Annotated in this window: 27 protein-coding genes and 1 riboswitch; of the genes, 1 reads left to right on the top strand and 26 read right to left on the bottom strand. The window is 40.7% G+C overall.

What is annotated here, in order from left to right:
- Window positions 1-180: 180 nt before the first annotated feature.
- From groL to A4H00_RS03405, 6 genes are all read right to left on the bottom strand, one after another.
- A complete protein-coding gene (groL, locus tag A4H00_RS03380; RefSeq protein WP_067087281.1) occupies window positions 181-1,803 on the bottom strand; it encodes a chaperonin GroEL in 1,623 nt (540 codons plus the stop codon).
- Window positions 1,804-1,816: 13 nt separating this feature from the next.
- Window positions 1,817-2,101, bottom strand: a complete 285-nt coding sequence (gene groES, locus A4H00_RS03385; RefSeq protein ID WP_067087286.1) for a co-chaperone GroES — start codon at window positions 2,099-2,101, stop codon at window positions 1,817-1,819.
- A 722-nt stretch (window positions 2,102-2,823) separates the two neighbouring features.
- Window positions 2,824-3,219 (bottom strand): single-stranded DNA-binding protein, encoded by a 396-nt coding sequence (locus tag A4H00_RS03390; RefSeq protein WP_067087289.1) that lies wholly within the window; start codon window positions 3,217-3,219, stop codon window positions 2,824-2,826.
- Window positions 3,220-3,284: 65 nt separating this feature from the next.
- On the bottom strand, window positions 3,285-3,911 hold the full coding sequence (gene ytpR, locus A4H00_RS03395) for a YtpR family tRNA-binding protein (protein WP_067087291.1): 627 nt from the start codon (window positions 3,909-3,911) through the stop codon (window positions 3,285-3,287).
- A 3-nt stretch (window positions 3,912-3,914) separates the two neighbouring features.
- The gene (locus tag A4H00_RS03400; protein ID WP_067087294.1) at window positions 3,915-4,235 is read right to left on the bottom strand and encodes a thioredoxin family protein; all 321 of its coding nucleotides are present in this window, start codon (window positions 4,233-4,235) and stop codon (window positions 3,915-3,917) included.
- On the bottom strand, window positions 4,232-4,516 hold the full coding sequence (locus A4H00_RS03405; protein ID WP_067091432.1) for a DUF4651 domain-containing protein: 285 nt from the start codon (window positions 4,514-4,516) through the stop codon (window positions 4,232-4,234). The genes A4H00_RS03400 and A4H00_RS03405 overlap by 4 nt, the downstream gene beginning before the upstream one ends.
- Before the next feature lie 51 nt (window positions 4,517-4,567).
- Here A4H00_RS03405 and pepA point away from each other — a divergent pair, with 51 nt between their 5' ends.
- Window positions 4,568-5,641: a glutamyl aminopeptidase gene (pepA, locus tag A4H00_RS03410; RefSeq protein WP_067087297.1), complete on the top strand. Its 1,074-nt coding sequence runs from the start codon at window positions 4,568-4,570 to the stop codon at window positions 5,639-5,641.
- 39 nt (window positions 5,642-5,680) lie between these two features.
- On the opposite strand, the gene A4H00_RS03415 is transcribed toward pepA, so the two are convergent.
- The 20 genes from A4H00_RS03415 to ruvA form a co-directional block, all read right to left on the bottom strand.
- A complete protein-coding gene (locus A4H00_RS03415) occupies window positions 5,681-6,244 on the bottom strand; it encodes a folate family ECF transporter S component (RefSeq protein WP_067087300.1) in 564 nt (187 codons plus the stop codon).
- A 38-nt stretch (window positions 6,245-6,282) separates the two neighbouring features.
- A riboswitch (THF riboswitch) is annotated at window positions 6,283-6,372 on the bottom strand.
- 488 nt (window positions 6,373-6,860) lie between these two features.
- Window positions 6,861-8,051: an acetate kinase gene (locus A4H00_RS03420; protein ID WP_067087302.1), complete on the bottom strand. Its 1,191-nt coding sequence runs from the start codon at window positions 8,049-8,051 to the stop codon at window positions 6,861-6,863.
- Window positions 8,052-8,099: 48 nt separating this feature from the next.
- On the bottom strand, window positions 8,100-9,053 hold the full coding sequence (locus A4H00_RS03425) for a class I SAM-dependent methyltransferase (protein WP_067087305.1): 954 nt from the start codon (window positions 9,051-9,053) through the stop codon (window positions 8,100-8,102).
- A gap of 22 nt (window positions 9,054-9,075) precedes the next feature.
- On the bottom strand, window positions 9,076-9,585 hold the full coding sequence (gene comGG / locus A4H00_RS03430; RefSeq protein WP_067087307.1) for a competence type IV pilus minor pilin ComGG: 510 nt from the start codon (window positions 9,583-9,585) through the stop codon (window positions 9,076-9,078).
- Window positions 9,557-9,994: a competence type IV pilus minor pilin ComGF gene (gene comGF / locus A4H00_RS03435; RefSeq protein ID WP_067087309.1), complete on the bottom strand. Its 438-nt coding sequence runs from the start codon at window positions 9,992-9,994 to the stop codon at window positions 9,557-9,559. The genes comGG and comGF overlap by 29 nt, the downstream gene beginning before the upstream one ends.
- Entirely contained in the window at window positions 9,978-10,217 is a 240-nt protein-coding gene (gene comGE / locus A4H00_RS03440) for a competence type IV pilus minor pilin ComGE (protein ID WP_237334209.1), read from the bottom strand. Before comGE ends, comGF begins: the two co-directional genes overlap by 17 nt.
- A gap of 25 nt (window positions 10,218-10,242) precedes the next feature.
- Entirely contained in the window at window positions 10,243-10,680 is a 438-nt protein-coding gene (gene comGD, locus A4H00_RS03445; protein ID WP_067087315.1) for a competence type IV pilus minor pilin ComGD, read from the bottom strand.
- The gene (gene comGC, locus A4H00_RS03450; protein WP_067087318.1) at window positions 10,631-10,945 is read right to left on the bottom strand and encodes a competence type IV pilus major pilin ComGC; all 315 of its coding nucleotides are present in this window, start codon (window positions 10,943-10,945) and stop codon (window positions 10,631-10,633) included. Before comGC ends, comGD begins: the two co-directional genes overlap by 50 nt.
- Window position 10,946: 1 nt before the next feature.
- Window positions 10,947-11,975 (bottom strand): competence type IV pilus assembly protein ComGB, encoded by a 1,029-nt coding sequence (gene comGB / locus A4H00_RS03455; protein ID WP_167541367.1) that lies wholly within the window; start codon window positions 11,973-11,975, stop codon window positions 10,947-10,949.
- Entirely contained in the window at window positions 11,896-12,846 is a 951-nt protein-coding gene (gene comGA, locus A4H00_RS03460; RefSeq protein WP_067087321.1) for a competence type IV pilus ATPase ComGA, read from the bottom strand. The genes comGB and comGA overlap by 80 nt, the downstream gene beginning before the upstream one ends.
- 587 nt (window positions 12,847-13,433) lie before the next feature.
- Window positions 13,434-13,745 carry a DUF1292 domain-containing protein gene (locus A4H00_RS03465; RefSeq protein ID WP_067087324.1) on the bottom strand — a complete coding sequence of 104 codons (312 nt, stop codon included), beginning with the start codon at window positions 13,743-13,745 and terminating at the stop codon, window positions 13,434-13,436.
- A gap of 10 nt (window positions 13,746-13,755) precedes the next feature.
- Window positions 13,756-14,175 (bottom strand): Holliday junction resolvase RuvX, encoded by a 420-nt coding sequence (ruvX, locus tag A4H00_RS03470; RefSeq protein ID WP_067087326.1) that lies wholly within the window; start codon window positions 14,173-14,175, stop codon window positions 13,756-13,758.
- The gene (locus A4H00_RS03475; RefSeq protein ID WP_067087329.1) at window positions 14,175-14,441 is read right to left on the bottom strand and encodes an IreB family regulatory phosphoprotein; all 267 of its coding nucleotides are present in this window, start codon (window positions 14,439-14,441) and stop codon (window positions 14,175-14,177) included. The genes ruvX and A4H00_RS03475 overlap by 1 nt, the downstream gene beginning before the upstream one ends.
- Window positions 14,442-14,597: 156 nt before the next feature.
- On the bottom strand, window positions 14,598-14,996 hold the full coding sequence (gene spx, locus A4H00_RS03480; protein WP_067087332.1) for a transcriptional regulator Spx: 399 nt from the start codon (window positions 14,994-14,996) through the stop codon (window positions 14,598-14,600).
- A 200-nt stretch (window positions 14,997-15,196) separates the two neighbouring features.
- Window positions 15,197-16,375, bottom strand: a complete 1,179-nt coding sequence (recA, locus tag A4H00_RS03485) for a recombinase RecA (protein WP_067087334.1) — start codon at window positions 16,373-16,375, stop codon at window positions 15,197-15,199.
- 33 nt (window positions 16,376-16,408) lie between these two features.
- The gene (locus tag A4H00_RS03490) at window positions 16,409-17,611 is read right to left on the bottom strand and encodes a competence/damage-inducible protein A (RefSeq protein ID WP_067087337.1); all 1,203 of its coding nucleotides are present in this window, start codon (window positions 17,609-17,611) and stop codon (window positions 16,409-16,411) included.
- 73 nt (window positions 17,612-17,684) lie between these two features.
- On the bottom strand, window positions 17,685-18,356 hold the full coding sequence (locus A4H00_RS03495; RefSeq protein ID WP_067087339.1) for a CPBP family intramembrane glutamic endopeptidase: 672 nt from the start codon (window positions 18,354-18,356) through the stop codon (window positions 17,685-17,687).
- Window positions 18,329-18,730, bottom strand: a complete 402-nt coding sequence (locus tag A4H00_RS12085) for a helix-turn-helix transcriptional regulator (RefSeq protein WP_067087340.1) — start codon at window positions 18,728-18,730, stop codon at window positions 18,329-18,331. Before A4H00_RS12085 ends, A4H00_RS03495 begins: the two co-directional genes overlap by 28 nt.
- 87 nt (window positions 18,731-18,817) lie before the next feature.
- Window positions 18,818-19,369: a DNA-3-methyladenine glycosylase I gene (locus A4H00_RS03505; RefSeq protein ID WP_067087344.1), complete on the bottom strand. Its 552-nt coding sequence runs from the start codon at window positions 19,367-19,369 to the stop codon at window positions 18,818-18,820.
- Window positions 19,370-19,380: 11 nt separating this feature from the next.
- Window positions 19,381-19,971: a Holliday junction branch migration protein RuvA gene (gene ruvA, locus A4H00_RS03510; protein ID WP_067087347.1), complete on the bottom strand. Its 591-nt coding sequence runs from the start codon at window positions 19,969-19,971 to the stop codon at window positions 19,381-19,383.
- Window positions 19,972-19,979 lie beyond the last annotated feature (8 nt).

The following is a 19,979-nucleotide window of genomic DNA, read 5'->3' on the forward strand; positions in this document are numbered from 1 at the left end:
CAGCAAAGATTAAAATCTGACGTCGTTAACCCACCTTATCGAACTCTAGTTCTACCTGCATTTTCGTTTCCTAGTCAGATTTTGATCTTTATAGAGTATAAAGCAAGCCCCATCATCTGCTCCATTTTTCTTTCTAGTATGCAAAAACTCTCGCAGAATAGCTTCTACGAGAGTTGATTATTACATCATACCGCCCATCATGCTTGGGTCCATTGCTGGAGCTGGGGCAGCTGGTTCTGGTTTGTTTGCGACAACTGCTTCTGTTGTCAAGATAAGGCTGGCAACGCTGGCTGCATTTTGAAGGGCAGAACGCGTTACTTTAACGGGGTCAATAATCCCTGCTTCAATCATGTTGACCCACTCGCCTGTTGCTGCATTGAAGCCTGTTCCAGCTTCTGAATGCTTCAAGCGGTCAATCACGATAGAGCCTTCAAAACCTGCATTCAAAGCAATTTGACGAACTGGCTCTTCCAAAGCTCGAAGGACAATATTGCGTCCTGTCGCTTCGTCACCTTCCACCTCAAGGCTCGCTACAGCATCAATAACATTGACAAAGGCTGTTCCACCACCGGCTACAATTCCTTCTTCAACAGCTGCACGAGTGGCATTGAGAGCATCTTCGATGCGGAGTTTCATTTCTTTCAACTCAGTCTCTGTCGCTGCACCGACTTTAATGACTGCCACACCACCTGACAATTTCGCCAAGCGTTCTTGTAATTTCTCACGGTCAAAATCAGAGGTTGTTGTTTCGATTTGTGCTTTGATAATGCCGATACGGTTGCGAATCGTTGTCGCATCGCCCGCACCTTCTACAATAACGGTTGTGTCTTTGTCAACTGTTACTTTAGAAGCCTGACCAAGTGCTTCAATGGTTGCGTCTTTCAATTCAAGACCTAAATCATCAGTGATAACTGTACCACCTGTCAAGATTGCAATATCTTCCAGCATAGCCTTGCGACGGTCACCAAATCCTGGTGCTTTTACAGCTACAACATTGAAAGTTCCGCGAATCTTATTCAAGACAAGGGTCGGAAGAGCTTCACCATCTACATCATCTGCGATAATCAAGAGTGGGTGGCTCGTTTGGAGAATGCTTTCCAACAATGGCAAGATTTCTTGAATATTTGAAATCTTCTTATCTGTAATTAAGATATACGGGTTATCAAGGTCTGCCACCATTTTTTCATTATCAGTCACCATGTATTGAGACAAATAACCGCGGTCAAATTGCATACCTTCTACGACATCCAGCTCTGTCTCCATCCCTTTAGACTCTTCAATGGTGATAACGCCGTCTTTGCCAACTTTTTCCATGGCTTCACTGATGTATTCACCCACTTTTTCGCTACGAGAAGATACAGCTGCAACTTGGGCAATGGCTTCTTTATTGGCAACAGGGACTGAATTTGCTTTAAGAGCTTCTACAGCTGCACTGACCGCCACTTCAATTCCACGGCGAATACCGATTGGATTTGCACCTGCGGTTACGTTTTTAATCCCTTCACGGACAATTGCCTGAGTTAAAACTGTTGCAGTTGTTGTTCCGTCACCAGCGATATCATTGGTTTTAGATGCTACTTCGGACACCAATTTAGCACCCATATTTTCAAAATGGTCTTCCAGTTCGATTTCCTTGGCAATAGTCACACCGTCATTGGTGATAAGGGGTGAACCAAATGCTTTTTCAAGCACGACATTACGACCTTTTGGTCCCAAGGTTACTTTGACTGTATCTGCTAAAATATCAACTCCACGCACCATGCTCGTGCGGGCATCTGATGAAAATTTAATCTCTTTTGCCATCTTTTTCCCTTTCTTACTCTACAATTGCTAAAATTTCTGCTTCGCGAACAAGCAAGACCTTCTCTTCGCCGTCTTTGACTTCAATTCCTGCGTGGTCTTCAAGGACAACCTTGTCCCCAGCTTTCACACTTGATGGGACTAATTCGCCCGTTAAGGTGCGGATTCCCTGTCCTACTGCAAGGACTTCAGCAACCTTAGTCGCCTCACGGCTATTTCCTGCAAGGACAAAGCCTCCAACAGTTTGTTCTTCTTTTTCTGCTACTTTTACGACCACATGATCGTTCAATGGTTTTAGCATATCTTACCTCCAAGAATTCGTTTAGCACTCTTTCTAGGTGAGTGCTAATTTCTATGGTTTTATTATATCATTTGGTCAAAAATAGTCAAGAGAATTTCATTTAGTTTTTTGAAAATAGTACTACAGACTGAAAAAGAGAGAGGAATGAACGCGAATGATGAAAGAAGAAGTCTCTCTCTAGTTTCTAAGCCCAGGCCAAAGATGATTTTACTCCCACCCCGCAAGGTTGACGCGATTTGTAGAATGTTGATTTAGCAACGTTTTACAAACCCGACAACTACTGCATCAAAATGTTACAGCTATAAAAGAAACGAAGCTAGACACTTTTTATACGTAATCTTCCAGATTATATTCTTTTGTGGATGAGCGAGGCACGCTCATTATGATTTGTCTCATCCTCCTTTCTCCTATAATAATATTGCAACAAAAGTCTGATTAGAAAAGTAAAAAGCGAACAAAGGAAGAGTTAAAATCTTAAAATTCTCTCTTTGCTCACTTTTTATATATTTTAGTAAAAGAGACTATCTGAAATTATAGCATTTCTACCGTGAAAATCTTTTTGTCCCAAACTCGTTTTACAAACCAGACAACTACTGCGTCAAAATGTTACAGCTATAAAAGAAACGAAGCTGAACACTTTTTATACGTAATCTTCCAGACTACATTCTTTTGTAGGCAAGCGCGACGCGCTCATCCTGATTTGTCTCAGCCTCTTATTCTATCTAAAATGGTAATTCCTCTTCCTCTAATACCAAGTCTGCCAAATCTTCACCTGTATTATTTTCACGCATGGCACGTTGAGCACGACTTTCTAGCAATTGAAATGACTGACCGAGCACTTCTGTTACATATTGGTTTTGCCCATTCTTCTCATATTTACGTGTGCGCAGCTCCCCATCAATAGAAATTAGGCTACCTTTCCCTCCATAAGAAACAAGGGTTTCGGCCAATTTCCCCCAAAAGACAGCTGTAATAAAATCAGCTTCACGCTCACCATTTTCTGTCTTGAATCGACGATTGACAGCGATGGTGATACGGGTCACATTTTTGCCACTGGCTGTCTGGTTCAATTCCGGTTGGGCCGTCAAACGACCAATCATAATCACTTTATTGTACATCTTTTTCCCTCCTACTTATTTATTCGAAAAAGATGTAAAAAAGTCGGCCTGAGCCAACTTTTTTATTATCCTTGCCAATGCTTTGCAGGATCAAAGGGTGTCCCTACTACTTCACTTGAATCTAGCTCAATGATACCACGTTTTTGTGGAGCATTTGGCAGCTGCAATTCACGTGGGCTACACATCATCCCAAAACTTTTTTCACCACGTAATTCTCCCGAGAAAATCAGGCTACCATTTGGCATCATCGCACCAGGCAAAGCAACAATCGTTTTCAAACCAAGGGCAGCATTCGGCGCTCCTGCGACAATTTGAACTGTTTTTTCTTCCCCTATTTTAACTTGACAGATATTCAAGTGGTCACTATCTGGATGAGCAACCAATTTCACAATTTCACCAACGACAAATTTGGGTTCCTTATCATTGACCAACGATTCTGCGAAGCCTTCTTTTTGTAATTCTTGATTGAGAATAGCTACATCTTCATCCGTTAAAAAAACTTGACCACGTCCTGAAATTGTCAACAAGCTAGAGACTTGAAAAATATTCCACGCCACAGTTTCTTGAGTGTCTATCAGAAAGACACGCGCAACATTTCCTTTACGTTCAACAGCCACTTGGTCATTCTTACTATCTGCCACAATAACCATTAAGACATCACCAACATGTTCTTTATTATAGGTAAAAATCATTTCTTATCCTCTCACATTCGCTAAAAAATCATTGATTTCCTGCTTGGTTTTCCGGTCTCGATTGACAAAGCGGGCTATTTCCTTCCCATTTTCCAGAACCACTAAACTGGGAATCCCAAAGACATTCCACTGCTGGGCTACGTCCATATACTCATCTCTGTCCACCAAGACAAATTGAAAGTCTGGATTTTCAGCCTCAATCTCTGGTAAAAACGGCTTAATAAAGCGACAATCACCACACCAATCGGCAGAAAAGAACAAGACTTGTTTTCCTTCTTGCTCGACAAGACCAGCCAATTCCTCAAGACTCGTTGGCACAATCATATCAATTCCTCCTCATACCAAATCACACCTGCTTCATTTTCAAACAGATAGACTGTTTCATCTTCCATGACAACACCACCCACTAAACGGTGCTTATCTGATTCTACCTCGTTGATAAATACAGTTGCAATTTCTCCATATTCAGCAAAAAATGTACGCACTTGCTGGAGAGCTTTCGCTTTTTTTCGTTCTTCATACATGGTCATCGAAAATCGCGCGCTAGCTGCGAGAATACCCGCTCCAACTACACCTGCTAGCAAGGCTGCTTTTTTCTTGTTCATATCCAACATTTTACCACAATTCATGATAAAATAATAGACAGGAGGATCATTATGTCACATTCTATTTTATTTGAAAAAATCAAAGAAGTTACCGAATTACAAGGTATCGCTGGATTCGAACACGAGGTCCGCAATCACATGCGCCAAAAAATCACTCCATACGTTGATCGTATTGAAACAGATGGATTGGGAGGGATTTTCGGAATCAAGGAGACAACCGAAGAAAACGCTCCTCGTATTCTTGTAGCTGCCCACATGGATGAAGTTGGTTTTATGATTAGTCATATTCAAGCAGACGGAACATTCCGAGCAGTAGAAATTGGCGGTTGGAATCCACTTGTCGTATCTAGCCAGGCCTTTACACTACACCTGCAAGACGGTCGAAAAATTCCTGTTATTTCTGGCTCTATGCCTCCCCACCTTTCCCGTGGTACGAATGGTAGCGCTGGACTTCCTGCTACAAAAGATATCATCTTCGATGCAGGATTTAGTTCAAAAGAAGAAGCAGAAACATTTGGCGTACGTCCTGGTGACATTCTCGTTCCGAAAAGTGAGACCATTTTAACTGCAAATGGCCAAAACATCATTTCCAAGTCTTGGGACAATCGTTTTGGGGTGCTAATGGTAACAGAATTGCTCGAAAGTCTATCAGATATCCCTCTTCCAAATCACTTGATTGCTGGTGCCAATGTCCAAGAAGAAGTTGGCTTACGTGGTGCATATGGATCCACAAACAAATTTAACCCTGACATCTTCCTCGCTGTCGATTGTTCCCCTGCAGGTGATATTTTTGGAGAACAGGGCAAAATCGGTGACGGTACCCTCTTGCGATTCTATGATCCAGGGCACATCATGCTCAAAAACATGAAAGACTTCCTTCTCACAACCGCAGAAGAAGCTGGTATTAAATTCCAATATTATTGCGCAAAAGGTGGCACTGATGCAGGAGCAGCCCATAAGCAACTACACGGTATCCCTTCTACTACAATTGGCGTCTGTGCTCGGTATATCCATTCACATCAAACTCTTTACAATATGGATGATTTCTTACAAGCACAAGCCTTTCTACAAGCCATTGTGAAAAAATTAGACCGTTCAACAGTAGATTTAATGAAGCAATACTAAATAGAAAAAGCAACAATGGGATGAATTGTTGCTTTTTTATTATCTTGTTATTCCCATTAACTTACGTACTTCTGGGATTCTTTGAAGCTGCGGCAATAACATCATTGTCACAACAACTCTGAATGGAATTTCTAATACTTTAAAAATACGTCCCTGAACAAAAAACTGGACTGAAATAGGGACCTGTTGGTAGATTTGATTTAAAATTGGGGTCAACAGGAAGGTTCCAATCCCCATAATCACCGTTGTCGCAAGTAGCACATAGAGCCAATCTTTGATTTTATGAATGTCTAATTTCTTTCCATAGTAGAAATAGCCATATAAAAAACCTTGAACTGCTTCTAACAGGGTAAACCAAATAATGAATGCGTATCCCGAGTTTAAAGCAGTCAACACATCATTCACCACAAACACAACAACTGCAATCCATGGACCTGCCAACATTCCGATCAATGTATTTGCAATAAATGACAGACTAACTTTCAATATATTCGGTATAATCCAAAATGAAAAGTAATGACCCAAGATGTAACGTACAGCGATTAACATCGCCAACGCAACTATTAGCTGCACTCCTAATTTAGGAGATTTTTTCGAAAACATATTCTGCTCCTTTTATCAAGTGGAGCTGTCGGCTGATCGACAGCGGATGCAATGGTTTACCGCGCTCTCGCTTCGTTGTACAGCAACATCCCATCCATACACACTTAACGCAAACCACCTACTCTGCGCAAATTACTTTGCCATTTCATTCTACCATATCTCTATTCTTTTGACTAGAGCCTTCCCTGACAAAATCTCAACTTGACGTTGTCTGTTGATGCATCTATTCAACTCCTTACTGCTATCCCTTTTGCACTTGAATAACCCCATTCTAGGAAAAACACTCCTCACTTACAAGAGCAAAAATAAAAAGTGCCCGAGGTAATACTCTATAAAAATCAAAATCTGATTATTCCACAATCGAGAATTATGGAAGGCTGGAAATAGAACGAGCGCAGCTCGTCTCCACTGAACCACTAGTTTGAACTAATGTTAGCTGAGGATTATGACATAATCCTTATTTCCAACCTTCAACAGTCCCCCGGACTGTTGAAGCAAGGTGAGGTAACGACATCAGACTTTGATTTTTGACGAGTATAAGTTCTTTTTCTCCTAACAATGGTACACAAAGACGGATAACCAACTACTGGCTATCCGTCTTCCTTATTTTCAATTCTTATTTTTTCAAACGTTCTACATCACGCGCAATCACAAGTTCTTCATCAGTAGGAATGACTAAAACTTTGACCTTCGAATCAGCTGTTGAAATGTCGCCTTCTGCTCCGAAAACATTCTTTTCAGGATCCAATTCCATCCCAAACCAAGACATACCTTTCACAATTGCATTGCGTACTGTTACAGAATTTTCACCGATACCAGCTGTAAATACCAACGCATCTGCTCCATTTAACACGGCAAAGTATTGAGCAATAAATTTTTGCAAGCGATTAACAAACATATCAAAAGCAAGGGTACACTTTGCATCACCAGCTGCACGACCAGCTTCTATCTCACGCATATCACTTGATACTTCTGCAATTCCTAGGAGACCAGATTGTTTATTCAAGGCGTTGACAACATCCGCTGCATCTTTTAATTCTGCAACATTCTCAATCAGGTAAGGGATAATCGCAGGGTCAATATCTCCAGAACGTGTTCCCATCATCGGTCCAGCTAACGGAGTAAAGCCCATTGATGTATCAACGGATTTCCCGCCATCAACTGCTGTGATTGAAATCCCGTTTCCAATATGAGCCGTAATCAGTTTTAAGTCTTCAATTGGCTTATTTAATACTTTTGCAGCCTCACGCGAAACATAATAGTGAGATGTTCCATGAGCGCCGTATTTACGAACTTGATGCTCTTCATAATATTTCGTCGCAATTGGGTAACGATAAGCAACATCTGGCATGGTTGTATGGAATGCTGTGTCAAAAACAGCCACACTTGTAATATCTGGCAAGATATTCTTAAATGCGCGGATACCTGCAGCATTGGCTGGATTATGAAGCGGTGCTAGTGCTGATAATTCCTCAATTTTAGCAAGTGCTTCATCATCAATTAAAGCTGAATCTTTGAAAAATTCGCCACCAGCTACCACACGGTGACCAACACCAGTGATTTCTGAAAAGTCTTCGATAATGTGATGTGCCAACAAATCGTCTAATAAAATTTTTACCGCCTGCACATGATCAGCAATATCGAGTGTTTGACTAGCAGCTTGACCATTGAATTTAACCGTTGAAATCGAATCTTTCAACCCAATCCGTTCAATCAAACCTTTCGCTAATACTGTTTCCTCTGGCATTTGGTATAACTGCCATTTCAGACTAGAACTACCCGCGTTAATCGCAATTGTTTTTGACATAAGTTTCCCCTTTTAAGCGTTTTCCTAACTAGTATATCAAATTTTCACTTAAATTCCATTATCTTGTTTCCATTTTTTAAAATTCTCTGTAAAAGCCTGTAATTCCTCAGCATGTTGAAGATTCGTTAATGGATAAACAAAGGTTTCTAACGTCTGGACTGTCTGCTTTTGCAGAACGAAAATAGTCTTAGCCATAGCTTGGGTGCCAAAAACAGTCGCTGGAAGAGTAATCACTGCTGCAACCTTTGCATGCTCTTTCATCCAACCTTTCAGTAACGGACTTTGTGGACTTGTCAGTAAATCATTTGGTGCCAACAAGATAGCATATCCCCCTTGTTTCAGGTATTTCAAGGATTGTTCCATCAATAAGTGATGCGCATAGGTATGCTCTTCAGAGCTAGCTACTTGATAACGCTGAGCAATTCGATCATCCGGATAATAGCCAATCGGCAAATCGCTAATAATGACTTGACTCTCCTTCAGAATCTGCGGACGAACAGCATCTCCTTGTGCAAAATGCAGATTACTTCCTATCACATCCGCAATACTAGCAGACAAATCAATCAGCAAGTCATCCACTTCAATACCAAGATAGTCAATCTCTTTTTGACTATGATTTAAAATAGTCTGCGCTAAATTACCTGTTCCTGATCCAATTTCTAGGACCGTTACTTGCTGCTCATCAACCAATTGCTCCAACAGGAAGGTAAGGATAAAACCGATACTATCCGGTGTAAATTGGTGATTGTATTGCATCGGTTCGGTCTGATTAGCCTTGATAAAAAGAAACTGATACGCTCTCCGCCATTCCTCAGTTGTTAATTGTAACTTCTTCAAGGCACTGATATTACGAGACACCCTTTCATTTTCATGGCTACCTGTTACATAGGCAGCATTCTGCTCAATCAAGGCGTCATAAATATTTGTTCCCAAAAGATTTTGGATCGTCTGGACATTTTCTAATAGCAGGTCATAAGCCTGTTCAATCTTTTCAAAATTCATACTCCTATCATATCAAAAAACATCATTTTTCGCTAGGTAGAGGAAAAGAATAGGAGAAGTCATGACCAGCTGTCGTCGTGACCGTCACAAGAAGCCAGCCTTTTTCAGAGTGATAGTGGGAGCTACCTTTGGAGAATTGGAGATTGCCCTGTGCATTAGTCGTTTTGGGAGTTTCTTCCTCTTTTGTCTCTTCTAGCTTTTCACGGCTGTCTGTCTTAGAGGGAGAAGCAACCTCTTCTGTACCTTGTTTTGTTTCGGTAACTTCTTCCTTCTTTTCTTCTTTCTCAGTCTGTTTCACCTCGACGTGAGAATCCGAAAACTTACTTGCATCCTCGATCTCCTTACGAACCGTATCCTTGGTCAACTCTGCCATCAAATACGCTTCTGTCCCCTCACGATTAGCAAGTACAATTCGGCTTTCTGCTAGCTGACAATGAAGGTAAAACTGCAAGAGCAAGCTAAATACCGCTACCATCAGCAAGGCATACAGCATGACACCTGCTTTACTTCTTTTCTTCAAATTGATAAACAAAACTTCTCTCCCAACCATTTTCAAATACAAAATCAATCTGAACATACTGGCTTTCTTGGTAGACAGTTGCAGCGGCTACCTGATACAGCATCGGTTGGTAACCACGACCACGATCGTTTGTCTTGCGAAAATCATCTGCCTTTGACTTTCCGAAAGATAATTGTTGCCCTGATTTATCGACATATAGGCGATTGTTCTCCACTTTGACTAGCCGAACCCCATCCAATTCCGAGCGAAACTGGTCTACAAAAACAAGCCAGTCCTTCTCTACATTCGTCGTCTGATAGGCTATTTCATGATGAATCAGCTTCGTCAGCCCCTCAAAAACGAGTAATCCACCAGATAAAATCAGCAGAGCAACCAAACACTCTAACAAGGTAAAACCTGCCACCTTACTCTTTCGCCACATGAAGTAGCTCCTTCCCATCATGGTATACCCTAATCTGCTGCTCATCGCGTACAACTTCTACTGTCAAATCATTGAGACTAAACCGATCTTGCCTAGTTTGAACCGCCATTTTAGCAAGCGATAACAGTTCCTGTTGCTGCATTTCTGCCACCTGCTGCCTGCGACTCTGCTGAATTCCTGATAACAACAGACTGGTAATCATTGCAAAAATAGCAAGGGTCACCAGACTTTCCATTAAGATATACCCTTTACTCTTCTGTCTTTTTATAACGTCCACTCCCTAAATATAATTGATAACGTACTATTTTCTGGTCCGTTAAAAACTGTAATTTTGCCAAAGAAGAATTTCCTCCATCCTTGTCAAAGACAATCTTTTGCCCATTGTCTACCTGAACCGACTCTGGCAAATAAAGGCTTTGATAGCCATTGGTTATTTGCTGAGGCGTCACATCTAGCGAAATCGTCTGTTGAGATGAGACTGCTAACTTCTGGCTACTTTTGTAGAGTTGTTCAAATTCCATAAAAAAGACTTGCTCCTCTACCTGTCGGAAAACCGAATGAACTGAACCAGACAAGGCAAGTGCTAGAAAGCTCACGATAAATAGGGTCAATAAACTTTCTAGCAAAGTGAAGGCCTTAAGGGTTGACCGTACGAGATTGGCCTGTATTTTTTGCAAAGTATTCATTGTAAGCCTCTGCCTGTTCTTCTGAAATCATCTCTTCTTCTACTAATTTGGCAACGCTAACTTCACCACTATGCTGCAACGTGTACAACTCAGCCTGACCTTCTACTACTTTGACCACAGCAGCATTTCCTTTTTCATGCACTGCTTCTTTTTGTTTACTTAAATTCGGTACAAATAATAACAATAGCACACTAATAACTAATAGTACCACTAACATTTCTACCAAAGTAAAGGCTTTTGCTTTCATTTTCATCAATTTTTTCATCTTAAATCTCCATATTTTGATAAATCGGTAACAGCATAGCTGCGTAAATAAGGACAACGACCAAGGCTACAAAAATAAAGACAAGGGGCTGGATCAACTGCATGCTAGCATGTAATTTACTAAAGAAATTCTCCCAGCATTCATCAGCATAGATGGCCAACTCCCGTCCTAACTTGGACTTCACCTGTCCATATTCAATAATCAAACTCAGTTCTCGTTTAAAGAAGGGGTACCGCTTAATTTGCTCTTCAAAAGAAATCCCATTAGACAATGCTACTTCTAAATCCTGTCCTAAAGCTCGGAAAAGGGCTGATTGCTGTTCTTGCATCAAACTCAAAATTTGTGTCATTTCTAATCCTTGACCGATTAAACTCCCCCATTCACGCGCATAATATGCGGTCAAGTACAATTGAACGAACTTACCAACAAACGGTAACCTTGCTAACAAACTAAAGACGCGGATTTTATTTGTCTTTTTATACCAAACTGTCACTATCCCGATGAATACTAGGTTAGTAGCAACAGCTCCCAAAAAGATTGTCGGTAGGTAATGAATGATTGTCGTTGCTAGATTCCCTTCTTCCAATTGCGGAAGCAGATAATTTTTCAAACCGAGCATAATCAAAACTAAAAATCCCAGCAATATCAATGGATACGTCGCGACTTCAATCAATTTTTTCCGAACTTTTGCAAGATTTGTTAGGTAAGCCTGAATATTCATTAGACTCAGCTGTATATTCCCGTGTACTTCCGCTAAAGCGACTTGGGTGACAACTGCATCTGAAAACTTCAAATCCGCTAGCAAAGCCGCAAAGGATTTTCCAGCCAGCAAACCGTCTGACATCTGATTTGTGTACTCGTCAGCCAGCAAGCGACTCCGTTTTAAGAAATCCACAATTTCTACCAAGTGAAAACCACTTGAAAATAGATTGGCAAATAATTCAATGATTTTACGCTGGCGTAGCAAAGACAATTTTTTCAGTTTCTGCTTGCTGAGGACTGATATGTCCTGCTGCAAGAAGGCTTTCAATTTGCTGATTCCACTGGTCTGCGGAATGATTTTGGTAGTCCTTGTTTGCAAAGTCAACAACACCTCCTCCTCCAATTAAACGTTGGTAAGCAATTCCTTGTAAGGCGTGGCGCAATTCGTCTTCGCTCACCCCTAACTCTAGCATCCGAGCATAGACTCCAGCGATACTCTTGGCATGAACGGTTGAAAAAATTGTTGCTCCTGTTAAGCTCGCTCGAATCACTGCTCGGGCCGTTTCTGTGTCCCGAATCTCCCCAATAATTAGCAAATCCGGCCGATGGCGCAGGGACAGCTTTATCAGATTATCATAGGTGGCTCCGATTGCCTCATTCAATTGCAATTGGAGCATGTCTTCCTGCTTAATTTCCACAGGATCTTCAATCGTTAAAATTTGTTGATTGGCGAATTTCAGCCTGGCAAGATGATACATAAGCGTTGTCTTGCCAGAGCCGACTGGACCCGAAAAAAGGTAAAGCCCTCGTCCCTTGATTTCTTTTCCAATTCGCTCTGCTGCATTAAACCAAAATTTTAAATCGTGATCATTATCGTAGAGAAAACGGATTACCAGACTTTCCTTACCTCTATAATCACCTACTGTCGAAAAGCGCAACGGAATCTGACCTTGACCATAGTCATAATCACACGACCCTTGTTGACTACGCCGCTTCTCTCCCACATTCATGCCTGCAACGAACTTAAAATGGCTAATCAAAGCAGCATACTCCACCTCATCATAATCACCAATAAAACGACGTTCATCCATAATCCGCTCATAGAGCTGGTAGTGAGTCTCCTTGGGGACTAAGTACAAGTCGCTGACCCGCTTTTCTACTGCTTTCTGAATCATTTCTTTTGCTAAATCTTGAATCATATTTCCTCCTCACTTTATCTATTCGCAACGCTTCTTCTTTTTTCAAAAAATTTTTCTAAAAACCAACGAAATCATTCACTACTTTGAGAAACTTCCTTTGATATGCTTGCCAAATGAGTTAGTCGTTACTACTCAATGAAAATCAAAGTTAGCATTTTTGCAACTTACTTAAATAGTTTGCTATTTTTTATTACTATCCGTTGCATTTGCTGAAAAAGCATTCTATTTGACTCACTTAGTCTACTCCATTTTATAGCGAAAAATAAATAACTATTTTGAAATTAAATGAGTATAAAAATGAGAGAATATACTATCACATATTTCACTCTAAAAGAAAAGACCTAGGAGGTATAAATCATCCCAGATCTTTTTATTGTATATTTCCTTATAGCTTAGCAATCACCCTGAAACAAGACTAAAACATCCACTGGACTTCCTATCCTTTCGAATTTTTAGGGATACGGCTAAAATAGCCCACTGGGCTATTCACTCTATCTAGTTTTTAGGAGTGAAGCTAAAAACGTCCACTGGACTATTCGCTCTTTCTTGTTTTTAGGAGCAAAGCTAAAATAGCCCACTGGGCTATTTTACTCCTCCATAAAGCTGTTAAAGACTTCTTCAATCATATCCCATTCTGCTGTTGCGTCTTCTGGGATTGGCTGGAGGTCTCCCTCTGTACCGTCTTCATTTTCAACGTAGGAGTAGGCTTGAATTTCAACCTCTCCATTTTCATCTTCTTCTGCACTTGCAGGAATCAAGAGAACGTAATTTTTCCCAAATTCTTCTTGACCATCAATCGTTAAGAGGATTTCAAATAAACTTTCATTTCCATTATCATCCACCAAGGTGATAAGTTCACGTTCTTCGTGATTATGATCGTGTTCGTGATTATGTGCCATGTGTTACTCCTTAAAATGTTCTATCTAAATAATTTTGCAAAATGAGCTGCGCAGCTAATTTGTCAATAACTTTTTTACGTTTGCCACGACTAATGTCTGCTTGCTCAATCAACATGCGTTCTGCAGCTACGGTCGTCAATCGTTCGTCTTGATACTTGACTGGTAAGCCAAACAAGGTTGCTAATCGGTCTCCATAGGCCTGACTCGCCTCTACACGAGGGCCGCTCGTATTGTTCATATTCTTAGGTAAGCCCACTACAAATGTATCAACCTTATATTGATTGACTAATTCTGTCAGGCGTTCAAAGCCAAACTCGCCTTTCTCCTCGTCAATCGGAATAATTTCCAACCCTTGTGCTGTAAAACCAAGCGGGTCTGAAATGGCTACTCCGACCGTTTTAGAACCGACGTCTAATCCCATTATTCTCATCAGAGGTCAATCCCATTTCCCTTCAGGTAAAAACGCACCAACTCTTCAACAATTTCATCGCGTTCATACTTACGAATCCGATTACGTGCATCGTTATAACGAGGGATATAAGCTGGATCTCCACTCAGCACATAGCCCACAATTTGGTTAATAGGATTGTATCCTTTTTCATCCAAAGAACGATAAACATTTGTTAAGGTCTCGCTGATTTCCTGTTTATTGATGTCATCTAACCGAAAACGAACAGTTTCTTCTGTGAATCCCATACTTACACCTTCTTTCTTTATTCTACTAGTCTGATTATAACATATTTGATACCTCTTTTCAATGTTTCAAGCCGAAATCACGCCCGTCCTCGTTAAAATTTAGCATCTATCAGAAAAGAGCTTGGGCGCTTAGCTCAAACTCCTTGCTCTTTAACTCTATAAAGCAGCTCGTAAACGGGCTTGCGCATTTTCTACGTTCCGCACAGAACGCGGTAGAAAGGCACGAATGTCATCCTCTTTGTAACCAACTTGAAGACGTTTCTCATCAATCAAGATGGGACTTTTTAAAATACGAGGATTTTCTGTAATCAGTTCAATCACTTCATTGACACTCAATTCTTCGATATCACAGTTGAGATTTTTAGCATATCGATTTTTAGACGATACAATACTTGCAATGCCATTTTCTGTCTTTGTCAAGATATTTAAAATCTCTTCTTTGCTGATTGATTCTTTCCCTAAATTGTGCTCATTGTACGATAGTTGGTGAGCGTTAAGCCAGTTTTTAGCCTTTTTACAACTCGTACAGCTCGAAACGGTATAAATTTTTATCATGTAGTCTCTCCTTTGCTACATTTTCTTAAACACATTATACCCTATTATAGCATAAAAACGCTTCGGTCTAAAGACCTATTTTTCATTTTTTATGCCTATTTTTTAGTAAAAATCAACAATTATCATCCGTCATATGGGGAATTACCCCAGTTGGTCCTAGCAAAAAAATGAAAAACTAGGAATCTTCCTAGCTGTTCACCTTAATCTTCTAACTCAATGCCGCCATCTAAATCAAGGACTACCTCTTGATTTTCTGCTGCGACAGCGTCTTTGCTCTCTTCAGCTTTTTCTTCTTTGTCTGCCGTTTCTACCACTTCCGTTTGTTCTGAATCTTCAATCAAACCATAGTGGACACGAATTTTTCGGTCGATTTCTGCAAAGATTTCTGGATGTTCCTCCAAATATTTCTTGGCATTTTCTGAACCTTGACCGATTTTCTCATCGTTGTAAGAATACCAAGCACCTGCTTTTTTGATAATACCAAGATTACTTCCGATTTCAACTAATTCACCAGTCTGTGAAATACCGTGACCATACATGATTTCAACAACTACTTCCTTAAATGGTGGAGCTACCTTATTTTTGACGATTTTGACCTTGGTTTCTTTTCCGACATTGGTATCTTTTTGGTCACCACTACCCTTAATCTGGGTATTTCCACGAACATCCATACGGACAGACGCGTAGAATTTCAGCGCACGTCCACCAGGCGTTGTCTCAGGATTTCCAAACGACACACCAACCTTTTCACGCAATTGGTTGATGAAAATGGCTATCGTCTTGGTTTTATTGATTGAAGCAGATAGTTTCCGCATCGCCTGACTCATCATCCGAGCTTGCAAACCAACGTGGCTATCCCCGATCTCACCATCAATCTCAGCGCGAGGAACAAGGGCAGCAACCGAATCGACTACCACTAGGTCAACTGCGCCTGAATCAATCAACTTTCCTGCAATTTCAAGTCCCTGCTCACCAGAGTCCGGTTGTGATAAAAGCAACTCATCAATGTTAACACCTAGCGCTTGGGCATAAGCCGGATCAAGTGCATGCTCAGCATCGATAAAGGCTGCAATACCACCCTCTTTTTGCGCCTGAGCAACTGCATGAAGAGCAACCGTCGTCTTACCTGAACTTTCAGGACCGTAGATTTCGATAATCCGTCCTTTCGGATAACCACCAGCACCTAAGGCAATATCAATAGACAAGCTTCCTGAACTCATGACTTGGACTTTTTGTTCTGCCCGTTCTCCGAGGCGCATAATCGCTCCCTTACCAAAGTCTTTCTCAATGATTTTAAGGGCATCATCTAAGGCTTTTTTCCGTTCATCACCATATTTTTTGGTAATATCTTCTAATTTTTTACTTGGTTTTTTCGCCAATTTCTTTCTCCTCTATTTCTAATTCTCAGCTCATTATAGCAAATTTTTGTGCTTTAACAAAATCTTACGCATAGCACTCAAAGCATGCAAGCAAGCAATTTGTCGCATATGTTGTTCAGTATAGCCACCTAGTTCAACCTCTGACACTGTCATACAGTTATCGAAACAAATGGCAATATAAAAGTACGCTAGGACATTGTCAATTTGCGATTCAGGCTTTATAGTGCCAAGTAGCGCCAGGCCTAGAATAGCTCCTGAGTTTTTACAGATGCTTTTTGCCAACTCTTCTGCTTTTGCAGCATTACAAACTGAATCTGATACCACAACACCACCTTTAAATAGTTGACGACCCTGTAAAGCAATTGTCAACTCAGATTGAAGCAAGCCTGCTGTTACATTTTCAGCAATGGCGAAGGTAATTTGTTGTTTTTCCAATTCGTCAGCTAGAATCCTAGCTAGACTGTTGTCTTCTCCGTACCCATAAAGGCAAGATGCAAGATTTTCTCGTGCAAGAATCTCTTTTTCCAATTGATCTAATTTTTCATTGGCTATAATAGAGTTATCCGCTTTCGTAGATAGGCGTAGGGTAACCTCTCCTGTCTTGGCGTATGGAGCTAGGGTCGGATCAGACTGAGAAGCAATCAAATCCTCTAAAATAGTCACTAGCTGACTTTCACCGATACCAAAAAAGCGCAATACACGGGAGTATAGCTTTTCATTGGAATGAAGCAACAAGGGCTGTAAACTTTCTGTAAACATAGCTTTTAACTCACTCGGAGGGCCAGGCAACACAACATAAGTTACACCGTCTTGTTCTATTAACCCACCGACTGCTAGACCTGCTGGGTTTTGCAGTGCAATACTGCCCTCTACCAACTGAGCTTGTCGGTCGTTATTTGGTGTCCGAATACGACCTTTTCTACTTGCAAAAAAGCGGTCTAACTTGGCCAAAGCTGTTTGATCAAAAACTAGATTTCGACCTAAAAATTTAGCCAATGTCTGCTTGGTCAAATCATCTTCGGTCGGCCCTAGTCCACCACAAAGAACGACTAACTCACTTCTCTTGCTCGCCACCTCTAGGACAGATACGAGACGCGCTTCGTTGTCACCAACTGCTGTATGAAAAAAGACGTCAATGCCTAATTCTGCACATTTTTCCGATAAAAATTGCGCATTTGTATTGACGATTTGTCCGATCAGTATCTCAGTTCCAACCGCAATCAACTCCGCTTTCATCTGGACCTCCTTCATATTATTATTCGTAAATATTTCCTTGATTATAACACAAAAAGAACCATTTCGGTTCTTTTTAGAGATTTTGTAGGAGAGTCAAGAGTCCCATAACATTATTGAGTACATGAAGCGAGATTGGAAAAGAAATATTCTTATCTGTTTTCAAATAAATAAGAGCAAATACCAAGCCAAAACCAAAATGCCCTAAAACGCCAACAAATTCTGATAGCTGAAATTGATGTACATGTAAAACTGCAAATAAAACTGATGAAATAATAATAGCTAAACTTTTTGGCAGATAATTTAAAAGAGTATTAAGCAAGAACTGACGATAGAACAGCTCTTCAACAAGAGGACCAAAAACTCCCATCACACTGAGAATCAGATAAGCTGGATACTGTTTTACTACTGCATATATCCCTGTATCATTGGTCAATTCTTGCTGTATATGAAATAGCTGACGTACCCCACCCTCGAAAAAATCAAAGAGATGATGAACTATCACCATCAATAAATAGCCTAAAAGAAGGATACCCAACGCTTTTAAGGGATGCTTTTTCAGCCAGCTAGATTTTTCGGTTAATTTATCCCAATAAGCATAGATGCCTAGGATACATAAAGCAGTATAAACCGTAAATTTAATAGGAGCTTTGAGCGTTGCAGGCAAGAGCCAATCTCCCAAACGTCCCCAAAACATCACACTATACAAGACTACAAAAACTACAACTGATTTTCTTTGCCTTTCCATAAAGCCACCTTTTTCCTGATGAATTTTGAAATATCTATTAGAAAAAGGATAAAAATAACGCCGACTGTCAAATAGGCATAGAAGACCAGGCTTTTCTCGCTTGTTAAGAGCAACAAAGTAAGAATTAGGATTAGCAATCCATATTTTAAAACTAACTTTTTCTTATTGTAGCTCGGCGTTTCAAGTCCTATCACGGCATCAAAGGAGAAACCGTAAAGTTGACTCAATTCTTTCAAGTAATCAGCTGCTGGAATGGTTCGCTCATTTTCCCAATTGGAAATGGTTTGGCGGCTGACACCTAGTTTTGTAGCGAGATACTCCTGTGAATGACCTGCTTTTAGACGATTGTCTTTTATCACTTGTCCTATTGTCATATTTCCTCCTCAGTTTACAGTAGCACATGAAAGTTGTCTAGGCCAAATCCTTTGACAAGATAGGTCAAAATGCTTTTCCATAGGGCTTTAATGAAAATCACAATCCACTTCATGGTCATTGACAAGCCCTGCTGCCTGAAGATAGGAATAGACGCAGACAGGACCCACGAAGGTAAAACCTCGTTTTTTCAAATCTTTTGATAGTTGTTCTGACAAAGCTGTCTTGCTAGGCACTTCACGATAGTCCTTTACACGATTGTCAATCGGTGTAAAATCCACCCAAGACCAGAGATAATCTGCAAAGGTACCATACTCCTCCTGAACCTTGAGAAAGGCTCGCGCATTTTGTCGTGTCGCAAAAATCTTGGCTCTATGGCGGATAATGGCTGGATTGTGCAGCAGACTTTCCAATTCACTGTCTGACATCTGCGCAACGACTTGCACATCATACCCATGAAAAGCTTTTTGAAAAGCTGAGCGTTTATTGAGAATGGTTTCCCATGACAGACCAGCTTGATAGCTTTCGAGACATAAGAGTTCAAAAAGGGATTGCTCGTCTTTGAGAGGTCTCCCCCACTCCTCATCGTGATAGGCGACATACAAGGGATTGTTTTCCTTAACCCAACCGCATCGTTTCATAGTTTTTACTCCTATTTCATTAGCATTTTAAGGGCTGATTTGATGTAATTTTCAGCCGTATCGGTCGTTCCTTCAAAGAATTTCTTGATTTTCTTCAACTCGGCTGGACGGTAACCCAAGGCCTCCATTGCTTCCATAGCTTCATTAAGAGCAGTATTGGCGGATTCCTCAACAGCTAGGCTTGGCACTTCAGCTTGCTCTGATAAGACAAATTTGCCTTCCAAATCAAGCACCATTTGCTGGGCTGTTTTTTTCCCAATCTTTGGAAACTTAGTCAAGTAAGTAATGTTTTTCTGTTCAATCGCTCGCACCAAACCGTCGTTGTCATCTACTGCAACAATCGCAAGAGCAGTTGTGGGGCCAATTCCTGATACAGAAATTAGGTTCAGAAAAACTGATTTTTCAGCCTCTGTTCGAAACCCATACAAGAGGTGGGCATCCTCACGAATAACCTGATGAGTGTAAATCGTCACCTGCTGATTCATGTCACCTGAGTAGGCATAGGGATTGGCAACTTGAAGAATAAAACCGATGCCACCTACTTCGACCACAATATATTTAGTTGTTATTTTCGTTAAGATTCCTTTGATATAATCGTACATAATCTCTT

Origin of the sequence: Streptococcus marmotae (genome assembly GCF_001623565.1) — a bacterium.
Taxonomy (GTDB): Bacteria; Bacillota; Bacilli; order Lactobacillales; family Streptococcaceae; genus Streptococcus; species Streptococcus marmotae.